Source organism: Massilia genomosp. 1 (assembly GCF_011682185.1).
GTDB classification, from domain to species: Bacteria; Pseudomonadota; Gammaproteobacteria; order Burkholderiales; family Burkholderiaceae_D; genus Telluria_A; species Telluria_A rubra.
Window position 1 is genome coordinate 1 of record NZ_WHJF01000024.1, and the last position, 16,222, is coordinate 16,222.

Below are 16,222 nucleotides of genomic sequence, written 5' to 3' on the forward strand. Positions count from 1 at the left end.
GAATGTTTTAGCGCGAGGACATCGCGTCTTAGCCTGTGGAGAGTCGGCGCAGTCAGGCCGCTCGATGAAGCAGGAACCCACCGAAGCGACCCGTAGATCATCACGCGGCGCCGTAGGAATCCCCTTCTTTTAGGGCGGGGAGGATGTCAACAAACGGCGGAAATTGGCCGAAAGCGGGAGTTGCCTGTAGTCGATTGTACCGTACAGGTACACCCTGTCGAACCACGTGAGCGGGTCAATCTTTGCTGTCTCAACAGGGTTGTTTTATGTTTCCGAGATGCTAACTTTGAAGGGTCTACATCCTAACGGGACAAACCAAGCCATGGCGCTCTACGGAGATGCCCGCGGTTCCAGCAGCGACCAGGATTTCACCCTGCAGGAGCAGGCGCTGCGCGTCGCCGGTCGGGATGTCGCGAGGGCCGAGAAGGCGAGTGGCACCAGTCGCGCCGGCCGCACCGCGCCGGCCACGGCAAGCCGCGACTGTGGCCGCATGCCGAGCTGGAGCGCTATTGCGAGCTGATCGCGGCGCTTAAACTGCGCACCACCAACAAGGCCGGGCGCCACCTTTCCACCGGGCGGGCCACCGAGCTGATCGAGGACGACGGCGTGGAGACGGCGCAGGGCTTGGTCAAGGCGCCGAAGGGCCTGCTGCGGCGTCCGGCCGTCAATCGCCATCTTTCGCTCTTGCGCCTCGATCCGTCGAAGGGTGTGCCGACCTTGATGCTGTTGAGCGTGGTGGACGACCGTAGCGGCGTCTGCTGCCAAGAGTACCAGTGCGTGTACGGCGAGGACGCCGAGTCAACGCCACGTCGCCTGCGCGTACATGTAGCGCCGCGACCATGGCAGCGCGGCCGGATCGCGTCCCGCCCTGCCGCACACGATCTGGTACAAACTGATCCAGTCATGGGTGAACGCATGCGTGCATCCGGCCAGGTACACCTGCCAGATGCGAAAGCGGCGCGCGTCCGTCAAGCCTTTGATGCGCTCGGCATTGGCCTCGAAATTGTCGGTCCACAGGGCGCACGTGCGCGCGTAATGGCGCCGCAGGTTTTCCACATCGCGCACCTCCAGCCCGCCTTCCTGCATGGCCTTGACCACCGTGCCCAGGTGCGCCAGCTCGCCGTGCGGAAACACGTACCGGCGGATGAAGTCGCCGCCTCCGTGCGGCACCCCCTGGCCGTCCGGATTGGTCGTGGTCAGCCCGTGGTTCATCGCCACCCCGTCGGGCGTGAGCAGCGTTGCCATGCGCCGAAAGTAGGCGGGCAGCTGGCGCACGCCCACATGCTCGAACATGCCCACGCTGGTGATGCGGTCGAACTGGCCGCCGACATCGCGATAATCCTGCAGGCGGATCTCGACCTGCCCTGTCAGGCCGGCCCGCTCGACCCGCTCGCGGGCCAGGCGCGCCTGCTTATCGGACAGGGTGACGCCGACGCAGCGCGCCCCGTGCCGCTGGGCCGCGCGGATGGCCAGCGCGCCCCAGCCGCAACCGATGTCGAGCAGGCGGTGTCCCGGCCGCACGCCGATCTTGGTGAGGATATGGTCGATCTTCCTGAGCTGCGCCTCGGCCAGCGTTTCGTTGCCGTTCTCAAAATAGGCGCACGAATACACCATGTCCGGATCGAGCCAGGCGCCGTAGAATTCGTTGGACACATCGTAGTGATAGCGCACCGCCTGCGCATCGCGCTTGCGCGTGTGGCCGCCGCCCAGCGCACCGGCCAGCGCGTCGCCGAGCGCGCCGCGCAGGCGCTCCAGCCCGAGTGCGGGCAGCTTGTTGGCCAGTGCATTGCCGGCCAGCGCATTGACCACGGCAATCATGTCGCTGGCGCGCCCGCTGACGTCGATCGCGCCTTCCACATACGCGCGGCCGAGCTTGTACAGCGATGGCGCCAGCAGGTAGCGCAGCGAACTGGCGCGCGGCACATGCACGGTCACGCGCGGCGGATCGGGCGAAAAATCGAAGCGCTGGCCGTTCCACAGCTCTACCCGCAAAGGAAGCGATGGCTGGCTGCGCAGGCCTTCGCTCCAGGCCTTCAGTCTGATCTGCTTGAACACGCACACCTCCGGACGATGCTTGCCGGCCGCTGTGCGCGCACAGTGGCCGGTTAGGGTTGCAACCGTTCGCGCGCCCAGCTGCCGTCGCTTTGCAGCGTGTACACGATGCGGTCGTGAAAACGCGAGCGGCGTCCCTGCCAGAACTCGATGCGTTCAGGTAGCAGGCGGAAGCCGCCCCAGTTGTCGGGACGTGGCGGCTCCTCGCCGTATTGCTTGGCTACGGCGTCGTAGTGTTGTTCCAGCGCGCCACGATTGGCGATTGGCTCGCTTTGCGCGGACGCAATCGCGGCCAGCCGGCTTTTCAGCGGACGGCTGTGGAAATACTTGTCGCTTTCTTCCGCAGAAGTGCGCTCTACCCTTCCTTCGATCCGGATCTGGCGTTCGAGTTCCGTCCAAAAGAACAGTAATGCCGCATGCGGGTTGGCGGCCAGCTGGCGGCCCTTCTGGCTGTTGTAGTTGGTGTACCAGGTAAAGCCGCGCGGATCGAACTGCTTGATCAGCACGATGCGCGAGCTCGGCCGGCCCTGTTCGTCCACGGTCGCCACGCTCATCGCGTTCGGCTCGTTGACCTGGGCCTTGAGCGCTTCCTCGAACCAGGTGGTAAATTGCACGAACGGATCGTGCGCCACGTCGCTCTCGTTCAGGCTGGCCTGGCCGTAATCCTTGCGCAGGCTGGCCACGGCGTCGCCGGTCGATGCCGGCTGCGCCGCCAGCGTGGCGCCTGGGGCGCTCGGGGCGATGCCGCGCCGTTGCTGCATCGCCTGGCCCAGGGTCGCCATCTGCGCGGCGCTGAACAGGCGCTTGGCCATCGGCGCGATATGGCCTTCCTCGCGCTCCATGTGGGCGCGGTACATGGTGGCGAAGCGCTGCACCTCGTGCTCGCGCAGCAGCGCGGCGCTGCCGTCGGCGATGGCGGACAGTTGCTCGTGCAGGTCTTGCCACATGCCGTCCATCTGGCGGTGCTCGTCGAGGATGCCGGGCACGAGCTGGGCCAGCAGCTCGGCGTCCGCGCCGCTGGCCGTGCTGCGCAGCATCGGCACCAGGTTCTGTTCTTCGTCTTCGTGATGGAGCGGGGCGGCCTGGTCGAAATACTTCATCACCGCGCGCGCGGCCTGGCGCGCTTCGTCGTCGGCGCCGTGGCTGGCCAGGTGCGGCAACAATTTTTCCAGGGTGGCCAGCTGTTTGCGGATGCGGTCGTGACAGTGTTTCAGCACCGCGATCGGCTGGTCGAAACCGGGGGCGCTGTCGGGCAGGGCGTAGCTCATGGAGATTTCTCGCTTGTGGCTGTTGGCAAATACCTCATTGGCGCTGACATGAGCTCTTTCGAGCCGATCGTTACACTCAAAACCGTCGTTCCCGCGCAGGCGGGAACCCAAGCTTTATCGAACCGCCACTGGCTGCGCAACGAACTTGGGTTCCCGCCTGCGCGGGAACGACGCAGTGACGTCACCGCCATCGGGAACATATCGCTCATTCTAGAGCAGTCTGTTGGGCCGCGTCCGTTAAAATGGCGGCATGCATACCATTACTATCCCCTCACTTCCTTCCGAATCCGACGAGGTCGACTTCGGGCGCCGCTTCGGCGGCATCGGCCGCCTGTACGGCGATGCCGCGCTGGCGCGTTTCCGCTCCGCCCACGTATGCGTGATCGGCGTCGGCGGGGTCGGCTCCTGGATCGTCGAGGCGCTGGCCCGTTCCGCCATCGGCCAGCTCACCCTGATCGACCTCGACAACGTGGCCGAATCGAACATCAACCGCCAGATCCAGGCCCTCACCGATACCGTCGGCCAGGCCAAGATCGGCGCGCTGGCCGAGCGCATCGCCCAGATCAATCCCTTCTGCAAGGTCAAGCTGATCGAAGAGTTCATCGATCCCGGCAACCTCGACCAGATGATCGGCGCCCACCAGTACGACTACGTGGTCGACGCCATCGACAACGTCAAGGCCAAGGCCGCGCTGATCGCGTATTGTCGCGACCACCAGTTGCCGATGGTGATCATCGGCAGCGCCGGCGGCAAGACCGACCCCACCCGCATCGAACTGCGCGACCTGTCCAGGACCGAACAGGAGCCGCTGCTGAAACTGGTGCGCAAGCGCTTGCGCAACGATTACGGCTTTCCGCGCAGCCTGAAAACCAAGTTCAACGTCGATGCCGTGTTCTCGATGGAACCGCTGAGGATGCCCGAAGGCGAGAATTGCGAGCTCGATGGCGACGGCATCACCGGCCTCAATTGCGCCGGCTTCGGCTCGAGCATGGTGGTCACCGCGACCTTCGGCATGGTGGCTGCCGGCCACGTGCTGCGCCGTCTTGCCGACGGTGCAATTGACGCGCCTTCTGTGCAGGCGCCCGAGGCCTTGCTATCATAGCGTTGCAGAATTACCCAGTTTGACCGTTGTTCACTGAATCTTACTGAAAGAGATCACCTCATGCGTCGTCCTATTTCCGTATTCCTGATGTGCGCCGCTGCGGCATCGATGGCCCAGGCCGCCGGCCAGACGCCGCCCGCACCCGAGACGCCGCCGGCGGCGAGCCAGGCCACGCCGCCCGCCGCTGACGCGCCGCCGGCCCCGGTCACGCCGGCGCCAGCGGCCCAGCCGTCCGCGCAAGCCCAGCCTGCCACGCCGCCAGGCACCGTGCTGCTGGCCGAGCCGGTGCTCGATCCCCTGGTCGCCACCGACATCAAGGTCGGCAGCGGCGCCGAAGCGAGCGCCGGCAGCAAGGTGTTCGTGCATTACACCGGCTGGCTGTACAAGCCGATGGCGACGCGCCAGCGCGGCCGCCAGTTCGACTCTTCGCTCTCGCGCGGGGCGCCGCTCGAATTCGTGCTCGGCACCGGCCGCGTGATCAAGGGCTGGGATCAGGGCGTGCTCGGCATGAAAGTGGGCGGCAAGCGCACCCTGGTCATCCCGAGCTACCTGGCCTACGGCAAGCGCGGCGCGCCGGGCGGCGGCATTCCGCCGGATGCCGATCTGATCTTCGACGTGGAACTTGTCAACGTCAAGTAAGTCCAACCATGACAGCGGGAGAGTGAGCATGAGAATCGCAAACGACGTCACTGAGTTAATCGGTAACACCCCGCTGGTCCGGATCCGCAAACTGGCGCAGGGCGCCGGCGCGGACATCCTCGCCAAGCTGGAGTTCTACAACCCGGCCCACAGCGTCAAGGACCGCATCGGCCTGGCCATGGTCGAAGCGGCCGAGGCGGCCGGCAAGATCGGCCCGGACACCGTCATCGTCGAGCCGACCAGCGGCAACACCGGCATCGCGCTGGCCATGGTGTGCGCGGCGCGCGGCTATCGCTGCAAGCTGGTCATGCCCGAGACCATGAGCAGCGAGCGGCGCATGCTGTTGCGCGCCTACGGCGCCGAGCTGGTGCTCACGCCGGGTCCTGAAGGCATGCTAGGCGCCATCAAGGTGGCCGAGGAACTGGTGGCCGCCAATCCCAACTACTTCATGCCGCAGCAGTTCAACAATCCCGCCAATCCCGATGTGCATCGCCGCACCACGGCCGAAGAAATCTGGCGCGACACCGACGGCAAGGTCGATATTCTGGTGGCCGGGGTCGGCACCGGCGGCACCATCACCGGCGTGGGCGAAGTGCTCAAGGCGCGCAAGCCGGGCTTCCAGGCCATCGCGGTCGAGCCGGAAGCGTCGCCCATGCTGTCCAAAGGGACCAAAGGTCCGCACCCGATCCAGGGCATCGGCGCCGGTTTCGTGCCGCAGGTGCTCAAGCGCGCGGCCTTTGACGAAGTCATTTGCGTGAGCAACGACGCCGCCTTCGAGACCGCCCGCGCAGCCGCGCGCGAAGAAGGGCTGCTGGTCGGCATTTCGTCGGGCGCGGCGCTGTGGGCCGCGATCGCAGTGGCGCGCCGTCCAGAAAACGCGGGCAAGGTGATCGTGACGATGATTCCATCGTTCGGCGAACGCTATTTGTCCACGCCCTTGTTTGCCAACCTGGCGGGTTGAGGTGCCCAATGACAGCGGCGCGCTGCGCATGAGCGCCAGGCAGCGTGTTGCTGCCCAAGCGCTGACGCCTGTGTTGCTGCGCAAGGCACTGCGCACGCATTTTCCTGCAAAAAACGACTACTTTGAACCCGAGGCGGGGTATGCCGAAGAGATCGGCGAGTTGCGGCATTTCCGCGTCAACAACGTCGGCGGGCTGGGCAAGCTGCTCCGGCGGCACAGGAAACGCATACTGGCGATCGACCGCAGCCCTATGGATCAATGGCATCAGAAAATGTATCGAGAGGAAATGGGGGCCGCTGTCTTCGAGGACTTTCAGCGACGCCAGTTCTGGTTTGCCTACCCCGGTCTGTTGCGCCTGGCGCTCGAACTTGAGTTCGGCGAGCGTTACGAAGTCTTTGCAAATCGGCGCGACGGTATCGGTCAGCCCGAAGTCGCCGACGACGCTGGCTGATCCAGCGGACGCCGCGTGTTCTGGCTGTTTTTCTGCGTCCTGCTCGCTACGCCCTTGGCCAGCCCGGTGGCGGCGTGGTGGCTGTCGCGGCAAGCGCCGCTGGTGCAGCGCCGCACGCTGGCGCTGCTCGCCGCCAGCGTGGTCGTGGTCGTGGGGGCGCTGGCGCTCGGCCTGTCCACGGCGAGCGTCGCGCTCAATGCGCTCTTGTGGCTTGTGGCCTGGCTGGCCTTTGCGGTGCTCGGCATGTCGGCCTACCGCCTTCGCCCCAAGGTGCTCGCTTACCTGCTTGGCTCCGTTGCAGCGGTTCCCGGCATCGCCGAATTGCTGTTCGCCACCGTTGGCGTGATGGGACTGATGGGCGCCGTGGCCGAGATCACTGGGCGGCATGCCGAACAGCTGGCGCCGCGCCTGCGCTGCTACGTCGATGTCGTTGAAGACCGCGACACCAGCCAACCGGCCTACGAAGTCACGCTCAAGCGCCAGTCGCCCGTGCTGCCCTGGTTCGAATACAGCCCGCGCACGGTGTACCTGGACGACCTCGATATCGAGGCGACCCAAGCCTGCCGCCGCGCCTTTCCACCTTCCACGATCGAACCAACCGGAGCATCACAATGAATGAGCTGCTCGACCGCTTGCAAGCCTGCATCGCATCGCGCTTCCCCACGATGGCGGCGAACCTGAATCCGGGCGCCGGCGAGGCCGATATCGACGCCTTCGAGCGCGCCATCGGCAGGGCGCTGCCAGCATCCGTGTACGCGCTTTACCGTTGGCATGACGGCAGTGCCAACAAGGGCGGCCACTACGTGCCTGGTCTGTTCTTCGGGCTGCCATTCCTGAGCCTGGACGACGCCCTGCGTCACTGGAAAAGAGACACGGCTATCCTCGCTGAGTGTACGGATGAGCAACTCGCCAGTTTTGCCGCCGACTACACCTGCCTGCCGCCCGCCACCATTCGCCAGTGCGCCGCCAGCAGGGCCTGGATTCCGCTGGCCGACGATGGCGGCGGCGCGTATCTGGGCATCGACCTCGACCCGGATGCAGCCGGCAGCGCCGGCCAGGTGATCTCTTTCGGGGGCCGCGAATTCACGCGCGTGCAGGCGGGCGCGAGCCTGGAACAATTCCTGGAAGGCTTGCTCGGCTTGTACGACAACGGCGAGTACGAGATCGTGCAAGAAGATGACGAGGTGTATAGCCTCGCCAGCGTAGGGCCGTACGCCACCCACTTCCTCGACTACCTGCGCCTGAAGGCGGAAGGCGCGCGATGATCGCCGTGCAAGTCATCGACATCCGCTGGACTAAAGCCACCCGTGGCGCCCCGCGCGCCAACGAACGGGCGGTGCTGCCACGCGCCTTTGCGCTGTTGCAGGCCGGCGCGGCGTATTGCTACCAGTATTACCTGATGCATGAACGCGACGGTTTTGCCGCCGTCTTGAAGAAAAAAAAACAGGTCGATCATGCTCCGCTCAAGGAGCGCAGCCTGGTGCTGTCCCCGCGCGACGATGGCGCGCTGGCGCTCGGCCTGAAATGGGACCCGTCCGAAGGCCAGCCGCGCCGTTGCGCGTCCAACTCGGCCATCCGGCTTGCCCCCGGCCAGACCGCGCGCCTGGTGCTCAACGGCCGCCACGCGTCGTACATCGGCCAGGAGTATGCCGAAGTGGTCTACAACGTGGCCTATGGCGACAGCATTGCGCGCGACTGCTTCCTTGGTCGCGGGCCCGACCAGCAATTGCGCCTGGCCGCGGACCTGTTTTAGGCAATCAGCAGCTCGGAATGCAAAAGCGGCGCCATCAAGGTGCATTTTCGCCATTCGGAACGCGGTCTTCACCGTTCCGGTATCCCGTCATCGGGCGCCTGTTTTTCGGTCCCGGGCCAGGGTGCCGCGATGACGCAATTGCGTCCCTGCATCTTGGCCGCATACAAGGCGCTGTCGGCGCGATGCAGCAGTTCGGTCATGTCCATCGCATTGGCGGCGTTCACCGAGGCGATGCCGATGCTGACCGTGACGGCGATCACGCCATACGCGGTCGGCACGCTGGTGTCGGCCATGACGCTGCGCATCCGTTCGGCGACGAAGAGGGCGTGTTCGGGATCGCAGTCGGGCAGTACGGCGAGCAGTTCCTCGCCGCCGTAACGCCCGAACGCGTCGTAATTTCTCAGCGTGGAGGCCATGCGGCGCGTCGCTTCGCGCAGCACCTCGTCGCCCGCGAGGTGGCCGTAGCTGTCGTTGATGCGCTTGAAGTGATCGAGGTCGGCAAAGATCAGGGACAGGCAATTGGACGCCCTGGCCTGGCGCGCCATGTCCTTTTGCAGCAGGTCGAGGATCGCGCCACGGTTGAAGATGCCGGTCAGGGCGTCGCGCGTGGCCTGCCTGCGCAATTCATGTTCCAGGTCGACGATGCGGCGCCCCGCGCGTACCCGCACCCGCATTTCTTCGGCGATGAAGGGCTTGGCGATATAGTCGTCGGCCCCGGCGTTCATGGCCGCGACGATGAATTCGGTCTCCGTGCGCGAGGTCAGCATGATCATGTAGACATAGCGCGCCATGCCGGCCTGGCGGATGTTGTGGCAGACGTCGATGCCGTCCCGTCCCGGCATCATCCAGTCCAGCACCGCCAGCAAGGGGCCGTCCTCCTGGCGCAGGATCGCTTCGGCGGCCAGGCCGTCGGTGGCGACCACGACCTCGTAGCCCCATTCGGCGAGCACATCCTGCAGGTAGAAGACAGAGACCGGATCGTCATCGGCGACAAGTACTTTCATTGGTTCAGTTCCAGGGTCGTGGCAAGGGTGGCGGCCAGTTCATCGATGCACTGCGCCAGGCGGCGTGCCGCACTGTCGAGCTCCTCATGGCTGGCCTGCTTGCCGTGGCGCGCCAGCACTTCGAGCGCTCCCGCAGCCTGCGCTGTGGCCTCGCCGGCCAGGGTCGCGGCCGCACCCTTGACCCGGTGCGCCGCGCGTTCGAGCAGGAGGACATCGGGCCGGTCGCGGGCGCCGTGCAACTGGCGCACCAGTTCGGGTGCGGTATCGATGAAGGATCTTGCCATGAGAATCAGCAAATTGCGTTTCCCGCGTGCGCGTTCGAGCGCCAGGTCGTGGTTGAAGACCGATGCGGCGGGCGCCACGGCCGCTTGCGGGGGCGCCGTGTCCGGCGCCGCCGCAAGCGCCGACCAAGGGCGTTCCAGGCAGGCGTACAGGTCGAGCGGCTCGATCGGTTTCGACAGGTAGTCGTCCATGCCCGCGTCCAGGCAGGTCTGGCGGTCGCCCGACATCGCATGCGCGGTCACCGCAACGATGTGGATATGCGCGCCGCTCAGCGCTTCGCGGCGGCGGATTTCGGCGGTGGTCTGATAGCCGTCCATCTCCGGCATCTGGCCATCCATCAGAATGACATCGAAGTCTTCGCGCTCGAGTATGCGCAACACCTCGACGCCGTTGCCGACCACGCTGAAGGCGTGCCCCCGGCTGCGCAACAATTCGCTGATCAGCATCTGGTTGATGGGATGGTCGTCGGCCACCAGCACGCGCAAGCGCTGTTGCAGGGGCGGCGCGGGTGGCTGCGCGTTATGCGAGGCGCTATGCGAGGCGCTATGCGAGGCGCCATGCGACGCGCTAAGCGATCCCTGCGCCTGCACGGCGGCGCTCAGTGGGCCGCCAGCCTTGCCCTGGACGATCCCCAGCAGGGCGTTGAACAGCTCCGAGTGCCTGACGGGCTTTTTGATAAATTCCGTCACCCCCGCCGCCACGCAGGCTTGCAGCGCGCCGCCGCCGTCCTGCAGCGGCAGCATGACGATGACCGATGCCGGCGCCAGCCCGGCGGCGCCAAGTGCGCTGGCCAGGACTGCGCCGTCGTCGAGCAGCGCCGCGCTGCAGATGGCGGCGCAAAACGGTTGCGCCGCCGGCGCGCCGCCGGCTCCTTGCAGTTGGCCGGCCAGGGCGGCCTCGCCTTGCACCAGGGTGGGCAGCATTTTCCAGCTGCGCAGCAGGTTGACGATAATCTGGCCGGAGGTGGCGTTGTCATCGATCACCAGTACCGGCTTGTACCGCAGGCCGGCGTGGCCAGGACCGAGCTCCAGAGCTGCCGGGTGCTGCGCGAGCTGGACCGAGACCGTGAAATAGAATTGCGTGCCCATGCCCGGTTCGCTGTCGACCCACAGCCGGCCGTCCATCAGGTTCACCAGCTGGGAGACGATGGCCAGTCCCAGCCCGGTACCGCCGTACTGGCGGGTGGTGGAGGCGTCGGCCTGGACGAACGACTCGAAAATATGCTCCTGCTGCTGGCGTGAAATGCCGATACCCGTGTCGCGCACGCCGAGCAGCAGTTCGGCGCGCCCGCCATGCTGCGACTGCAAGGCGACCGTCAGCACGACTTCGCCGCGCGCGGTGAACTTGATCGCATTGCTGGTCAGGTTGATCAGGATCTGCGCCAGCCGGCCCTTGTCGGCGACGATGATGCGCGGTACCTCGGGGGCGACGTCGAAGGCCAGTTCCAGGCGCTTTTCCGCCGCGCCCGCCGCCAGGGTGCGGAATACATTGGCGATTTCTTCGCGCAGGTCGAACGCCGTTTTCTCCAGAACAAGTTTCTTGGCCTCCATCTTGGAAAAGTCGAGGATATCGTTTAACAGGCGCAGCAGGGAGTCGGCCGACGATTCGATCAGTGTCATGTACTCCCGCTGTTGCTCCGAGAGAGAGGTTTTCAGCACCAGCCGCGTGAAGCCGATAATGCAATTCATGGGCGTGCGGATTTCATGGCTCATGTTGGCCAAAAATTCGCTCTTCGCTTCATTCGCCGATTCCGCTTTGTGCTTGGCTTCCTGCAACTGGATTTCAAATTTCTTGATGGCGGTGACGTCGTGGTCGGTCCCGCGGTAGCCGAGGAAAGCGCCGTCGGGGTCGAACACCGGGACCGACGACGATTCCAGATAGCGATCGCTGCCGTCGCGGTGGCGCCAGCGTATCAGCCAGCTGTTCCACCCTTCGCCTTTCTGTTGCAGATGCAAGATCCTGGCGGCGACGCCGGCCCGTTCGTCGGGGTGGACGTAGCGCAGCATGCCCTTGCCGGTCAGTTCCTCGGGCGCGTGGCCGAGCATGGCCTCGACCGCCGGGTTGGAATAGAGGATGCGGCCGTCCCTGTCGAGCGACCATATCCAGTCTTTGGTGGTCTCCACGATCGAGCGGAACTTTTCCTCGCTTAACCTGAGCCGGTCTTCAGTCCGCTTGCGGTGGGTGATGTCGTTGTACAAACACAGCAGATGGGGCGCGCCGGACAGCTCCACCACGTCGGCCGACAGCAGCACGCTGATCACGGCGCCATCGGCGGTGCGCATGGCCGCTTCCACGTCGCTGAGCGAGCCTTCCCGGCGCAGCCGCTCCATCATGGCGGCATGGGCCGCAGGGGCGAACCAGTCATCGAGCGGCGCGGCGGGACGGGTCAGCAGCACCCTGCGTTCCTGTCCGATCAGTGCGCAAAACGCATCGTTGACTTCCAAAAAGGCGCCATCGGCGATGTTGCTGACGGTAATCGCAACCGGACTCATGCTAAAAATCTTGGAAAAACGTTCTTCCAGCTGGCGCATGCGTTCTTCGACATTCTTGCGCTCGCTAATGTCCATCATGGCGCCGATCATGCGCACCGCCGCGCCGTGCGCGTCGTGGATGATGTAGCCGCGATCGTGGACATAGGCAAACGTGCCGTTCGCCAGGCGGAAGCGGTACTCGCCGGTCCAGTACTGGCCGCCCGCCTGGATTTCATGCTCGACTTCGCGCGTGACCCGATCGCGGTCGTCCGGATGGATCTGGTCGACCCACCATTGGGCCGGCGTTGCCGTGCTGGCCAGCTCGTGACCGAAGGTGTGCGCAATGCCGGCATTCCACCAGATCTCGTCGGTCGTGAAGTCCCAGTCCCACACCGTATCGTTGGTGGCGCGCGCGACCAGGTTGAAACGCTCGAGCGTCTTGCGCAGGTCGTCTTCGGCGCGCTTGCGCTCGCTGACATCGACCCCCACCATCGCGTACGAACCGGCTTCGCCCTCCAGATGCTCGATACGCACCACCGAAAACAAGAAGGGGACCACGGCGCCGCTGCGCGTACACAAGGCAAATTCGCCGCGCCAGGCGGCCAGCGACGCTTCAAGAAAAACATCCTGCACATAGGCGCTGGCGCTCCCGGGGCAGGCGAATTGATCCATCGACAGGCTGCCGCAGTCTTCGTCCCCGGCAATGCCAAGCAGGCCGCGCCCGGCGCCGTTGAGATACAAAATCCTCCGCTCGGCGGACACGAAGGCCACCAGGTTGGGGGTGGCGTCGAGGAAGGCGCTAAAGCGCGAACTGACTTCGGACGCGCGGCGCTCATCGCTGATGTCGCGCAGGATCGCCACCGACAGGCGTCCCCCTTCGTGCAGCGCTTCGCGCACGGTCATGTGCAGGGGGAACAGGCTGCCATCCTTGCGTTTGCCATGCACTTGCATCCCGCGCGCGCTGTCCGGCTGTGGCGGGCCGGCCGGAATCAGCCCGGCGAGGGCGCTATCGAGCACCTCCGGCGCGGCATAGCCGAACATGGCGGCGGCGGCCGGATTGATCGACTTGATGCGGCCATGCTCGTCGATGGTCAGCAGACCCTCGGCCATATTGTCGAGCACAGCCTGGATCTTGCCCTCGCCCGCGCGCGCCTTTTGCTTGGCCGCCAGCAGCGCCGCGATCAGCGGCGACACTTGCCAGTGCAAAAGAAACATTCCGCACATAAACAGTGTGGCCAGCACCGCCACCATATACCGTATTTGCGTGCGGATCGGCTCGTACAATTCGACGGCGTCTTCTTTCACCACCAGGCCCAGGCCGGTGGCGCCGATCGGCCCGTAGGCGGCGACCACCATCCATCCCCGGTAATCTTTTGCCACGACCAGTCCGGTATGGCCATCGAGTGCCAGGCTCATCGGCAGGCTGCTTCCCTCGCGCATCCGGGGCGCCCCGGTAAAACTGCGCGGGTGCAGGCGGGTCGGCAGGCAATTCATGCGGCCGCTGCCGCTGGCCGCGCAAATCGCAATATCGCCGCTTTTTCCCAGCAGCGCGGCATCGGCCAGCAGGGTTTGTACGATGGGCAAATTGCGTTCGGCCCGGATGGTGCCGATGACGCTCGTTCCCGTGGTCACCGGCACCGTTATCTTCAATATGGGCAGGGTCGACCAGGAAAGTTCCTGCTCATTGTTCATGCGCAAGGTGACGGACGCGCTGGTCGCGGGCGCGCCGGCGCGCAGCAGCGCGGTGCCCTTGCCGGTGAGTGCGGCGAATGAAGAGTAGCCGTCGCTGAGCAAGTGACTCCCGAGCTCGGTCTCATCGGCCGCCGGCCCGGCGCCGGCGGCGCGCGCGTATTCCTTGAGCAGGGCAGGGTCGCTGGCAAGCGAACGGGCCTGCAAGCGGGTGTTTTCCAGCACGAAGTTCAACAGCTGGGCGCGATTCGAATGCGCCACCCGCATATTCAGGTGCAAGGCCGCCTCGGTGCGGTGGGCCGACAGGACCGAACTGATCATCCCGGCCGTCAGCGCCATCGAGAGCAGGATGATCGTGGCGATCGCGGTAATGCGCTGGTCGCCGCGCTCGCGCCTGAAGCCGCTCTCCTTGACGCTGCGGTACCAGCGCAGCCACAGCGCACTGCCCAGCAACAGAATGCCGAACGCCGTGTGCGGCGCCATCCCGACGAATTGATACCCTTCGTAGAGCAGCGCCAGCTTGAGCGAGTGGCCGGTCATGCCGATGATCCCGAGCGATACCAGCGCCAGGCACAGCAGCTGGACGGCCCAGCCGGCGGCGCGCGTCGCGCCTTGCCTGTCCTGCAGCAGGAGACAGGCGCCGGCCAGCCAGAAACCCACGCAGGCGAGCGGCGACATGCGTCCGGGATGGGGGTTGGGGTCGGTCAGCCAGACATGGACGAACAGCTGGTCGACATGCAGGTCGATGCCGATCAGGTTTTGCAGGCCGGCCACGCCGGCCACGCCCAGCATGGCCGCGCAGGCTGCGCCACGCACGGCGCGCGCCAGCGGCGCTTGCCGGTCGGAAATCGCGAGGGCGATACCGGCAAGTATGAAACACAGCGCCGTGTTGAACACCATCGCGACCGCGCCGGACAGCGGTTGCACCAGATCGCGCAGGCGCAGGCCCCAGCCGGCCATCACGACAGCGCCCAGCAGCATCAGCAATGCCCCAAGCGATCGTTGAAGTTGTGAGAATGTCAACACGGGAGCCTTTCCGACATGGATGGCCGCAAGCGGCCCCCAGCGTCCCTCGCCCCCGGCGGCATTCGGCAAAGATGTCTTTCACGAAATTGTTAGCCGACTATACAAGATCGCTGCCGGCTTTCGACCCGATTCGGACGGGTTCGGCAAAAAAACCACGTCGCCTCCGGCTGGCGTCGACGCTAGACTGGCCTGGCCGCTTCCCCATGCAGAACGCAGCTGTGCTCGCTCGTCCCCAGTTCCACCTGCAAGGTGCAGTGGGCAATCGCATAATCGGCCTTGAGCGCTGCCACGATGGCGTCCAGCGCGGCGTCGCCCGGGTAGCCGGCGGGCATGACCAGATGCGCGGTCAGGGCCGTTTCGGTCGTGCTCATGGCCCAGATATGCAGGTCGTGCATGCCGGCCACGCCCGGCTGCGCCAGCAGATAGTCGCCCACCGCGCCGGCATCGACATTGGCCGGCACCGCCGCCAGCACCAGGTCGAGCGATTCGCGCAGCAAGCCCCAGGTGGTGACCAGGATCAGCAGCACGATCACGATGCTGACCGCCGGGTCGAGCCAGGTCCAGCCGGTGAAGATGATCGCCACGCCCGACACCACCACGCCCAGCGAAATGGCGGCGTCGGCCGCCATGTGCTGGTAGGCGCCGCGGATGTTCAGGTCGTCCTTGCTGCCGGCCATGAACAGCCAGGCCGACAAGCCGTTGACCAGCACCCCGATACCGGCCACCACCGACATCGTCATGCCCTGCACCGGGGCCGGATTGGCGAAGCGGTGCACGGCTTCCCAGCCGATCGCGCCGCAGGCGAGCATCAGCAGCAGGGCGTTGAGCAGCGCCGCCAGGATCGAGGAACTGCGCAGGCCGTAGGTGTAGCGCCCGTTCGGCGCGCGCCGGGTGAGCATGGCCGCGCCCCAGGCCAGCATCAGGCCCAGCACATCCGACAGGTTGTGGCCGGCGTCGGCCATCAGCGCGGTCGAATTGGCCAGGAATCCATAAAAGAATTCGATGCCGACAAATACCGTGTTCAGGCCGATCGCCAGCGCAAAGGCGCGCCCGTTGCCGTTCGGATCGAGCTGGTGATGATGGTGGCCGTGCCCATGGTCGTGTCCGTGGTCGTGTTTGTGGTCGTGCTTGTCCGCCGCCTTGGCCGGCGCGTGCGCGTGGCCGTGTCCGGCGTGGTCATGGTCGTGGTCGTGGGCGCTGGTCATGGGTCGATTCCATTGGTGGGTTCGGCGATGTGTTCGAGCATGTCGGTCAGCACGCCGCTGATGTGGGCGTCCGCCGTCGAATAAAACACCTGCTTGCCCTGGCGCTCGGCCTTGACGATGCGCGCGGCGCGCAGCAGGCGCAGGTGGTGGCTGACCAGGGAGCTGCTCAATTGCAGGCCGGCGGCGATGTCGCCCACCGCAATCGGCCCTGGCAAGCACGACAATACGATGCGCAGCCGGGTCGGGTCGCCCAGCAGATGGAACAGGTCGGCCAGTTGGGCGATCGAGGCGTCGTTATCGGGAGAAGGTTTCATAGTCA

General features: G+C 65.6%; 14 protein-coding genes and 1 pseudogene. 9 read left to right on the forward strand and 6 right to left on the reverse strand.

The annotated features are described in order from the left end of the window. The first annotated feature begins 322 nt into the window (after nt 1-322). The gene (locus F1735_RS11365) at nt 323-520 is read left to right on the forward strand and encodes a hypothetical protein (protein ID WP_222852975.1); all 198 of its coding nucleotides are present in this window, start codon (nt 323-325) and stop codon (nt 518-520) included. Then, nucleotides 457-840: pseudogene (locus F1735_RS36475) on the forward strand (IS481 family transposase); the annotation flags it as partial. The gene F1735_RS11365 and the pseudogene F1735_RS36475, both read left to right, overlap by 64 nt. Here F1735_RS36475 and F1735_RS11370 read toward each other — a convergent pair. Continuing rightward, complete coding sequence (locus F1735_RS11370; protein ID WP_167237028.1) at nt 799-2,055, reverse strand: class I SAM-dependent methyltransferase; 1,257 nt, start codon at nt 2,053-2,055, stop codon at nt 799-801. The pseudogene F1735_RS36475 and the gene F1735_RS11370 sit on opposite strands and share 42 nt — an antisense overlap. A gap of 50 nt (nt 2,056-2,105) precedes the next feature. Further along, complete coding sequence (gene pdxH, locus F1735_RS11375; protein ID WP_167237029.1) at nt 2,106-3,320, reverse strand: pyridoxamine 5'-phosphate oxidase; 1,215 nt, start codon at nt 3,318-3,320, stop codon at nt 2,106-2,108. 250 nt (nt 3,321-3,570) lie between these two features. Here pdxH and F1735_RS11380 point away from each other — a divergent pair, with 250 nt between their 5' ends. From F1735_RS11380 to F1735_RS11410, 7 genes are read left to right on the forward strand one after another with little or no spacing between them, the layout of a single operon-like run. Further along, nucleotides 3,571-4,422, forward strand: coding sequence for a tRNA threonylcarbamoyladenosine dehydratase (locus F1735_RS11380; RefSeq protein ID WP_167237030.1), 852 nt, complete (start codon nt 3,571-3,573; stop codon nt 4,420-4,422). Nucleotides 4,423-4,482: 60 nt separating this feature from the next. Beyond that, nucleotides 4,483-5,061 carry an FKBP-type peptidyl-prolyl cis-trans isomerase gene (locus tag F1735_RS11385; protein ID WP_167237031.1) on the forward strand — a complete coding sequence of 193 codons (579 nt, stop codon included), beginning with the start codon at nt 4,483-4,485 and terminating at the stop codon, nt 5,059-5,061. 28 nt (nt 5,062-5,089) lie between these two features. Next, nucleotides 5,090-6,022 (forward strand): cysteine synthase A, encoded by a 933-nt coding sequence (gene cysK / locus F1735_RS11390; RefSeq protein ID WP_167237032.1) that lies wholly within the window; start codon nt 5,090-5,092, stop codon nt 6,020-6,022. Between the two features lies 1 nt (nt 6,023). Beyond that, the gene (locus F1735_RS11395) at nt 6,024-6,473 is read left to right on the forward strand and encodes a hypothetical protein (protein ID WP_167237033.1); all 450 of its coding nucleotides are present in this window, start codon (nt 6,024-6,026) and stop codon (nt 6,471-6,473) included. A 15-nt stretch (nt 6,474-6,488) separates the two neighbouring features. Next, complete coding sequence (locus tag F1735_RS11400; RefSeq protein ID WP_167237034.1) at nt 6,489-7,088, forward strand: hypothetical protein; 600 nt, start codon at nt 6,489-6,491, stop codon at nt 7,086-7,088. Beyond that, complete coding sequence (locus F1735_RS11405) at nt 7,085-7,738, forward strand: SMI1/KNR4 family protein (protein WP_167237035.1); 654 nt, start codon at nt 7,085-7,087, stop codon at nt 7,736-7,738. Before F1735_RS11400 ends, F1735_RS11405 begins: the two co-directional genes overlap by 4 nt. Continuing rightward, nucleotides 7,735-8,226, forward strand: coding sequence for a hypothetical protein (locus F1735_RS11410; protein ID WP_167237036.1), 492 nt, complete (start codon nt 7,735-7,737; stop codon nt 8,224-8,226). Before F1735_RS11405 ends, F1735_RS11410 begins: the two co-directional genes overlap by 4 nt. Nucleotides 8,227-8,294: 68 nt before the next feature. Here F1735_RS11410 and F1735_RS11415 read toward each other — a convergent pair whose 3' ends face one another. From F1735_RS11415 to F1735_RS11430, 4 genes are all read right to left on the reverse strand, one after another. Beyond that, nucleotides 8,295-9,230, reverse strand: coding sequence for a GGDEF domain-containing protein (locus tag F1735_RS11415; protein ID WP_167237037.1), 936 nt, complete (start codon nt 9,228-9,230; stop codon nt 8,295-8,297). Further along, the gene (locus tag F1735_RS11420) at nt 9,227-14,653 is read right to left on the reverse strand and encodes a PAS domain S-box protein (protein ID WP_167237038.1); all 5,427 of its coding nucleotides are present in this window, start codon (nt 14,651-14,653) and stop codon (nt 9,227-9,229) included. Before F1735_RS11420 ends, F1735_RS11415 begins: the two co-directional genes overlap by 4 nt. Before the next feature lie 224 nt (nt 14,654-14,877). Then, entirely contained in the window at nt 14,878-15,903 is a 1,026-nt protein-coding gene (locus F1735_RS11425; RefSeq protein WP_167237039.1) for a cation diffusion facilitator family transporter, read from the reverse strand. Beyond that, the gene (locus F1735_RS11430; RefSeq protein ID WP_166898040.1) at nt 15,900-16,217 is read right to left on the reverse strand and encodes an ArsR/SmtB family transcription factor; all 318 of its coding nucleotides are present in this window, start codon (nt 16,215-16,217) and stop codon (nt 15,900-15,902) included. Before F1735_RS11430 ends, F1735_RS11425 begins: the two co-directional genes overlap by 4 nt. Nucleotides 16,218-16,222: the final 5 nt, after the last annotated feature.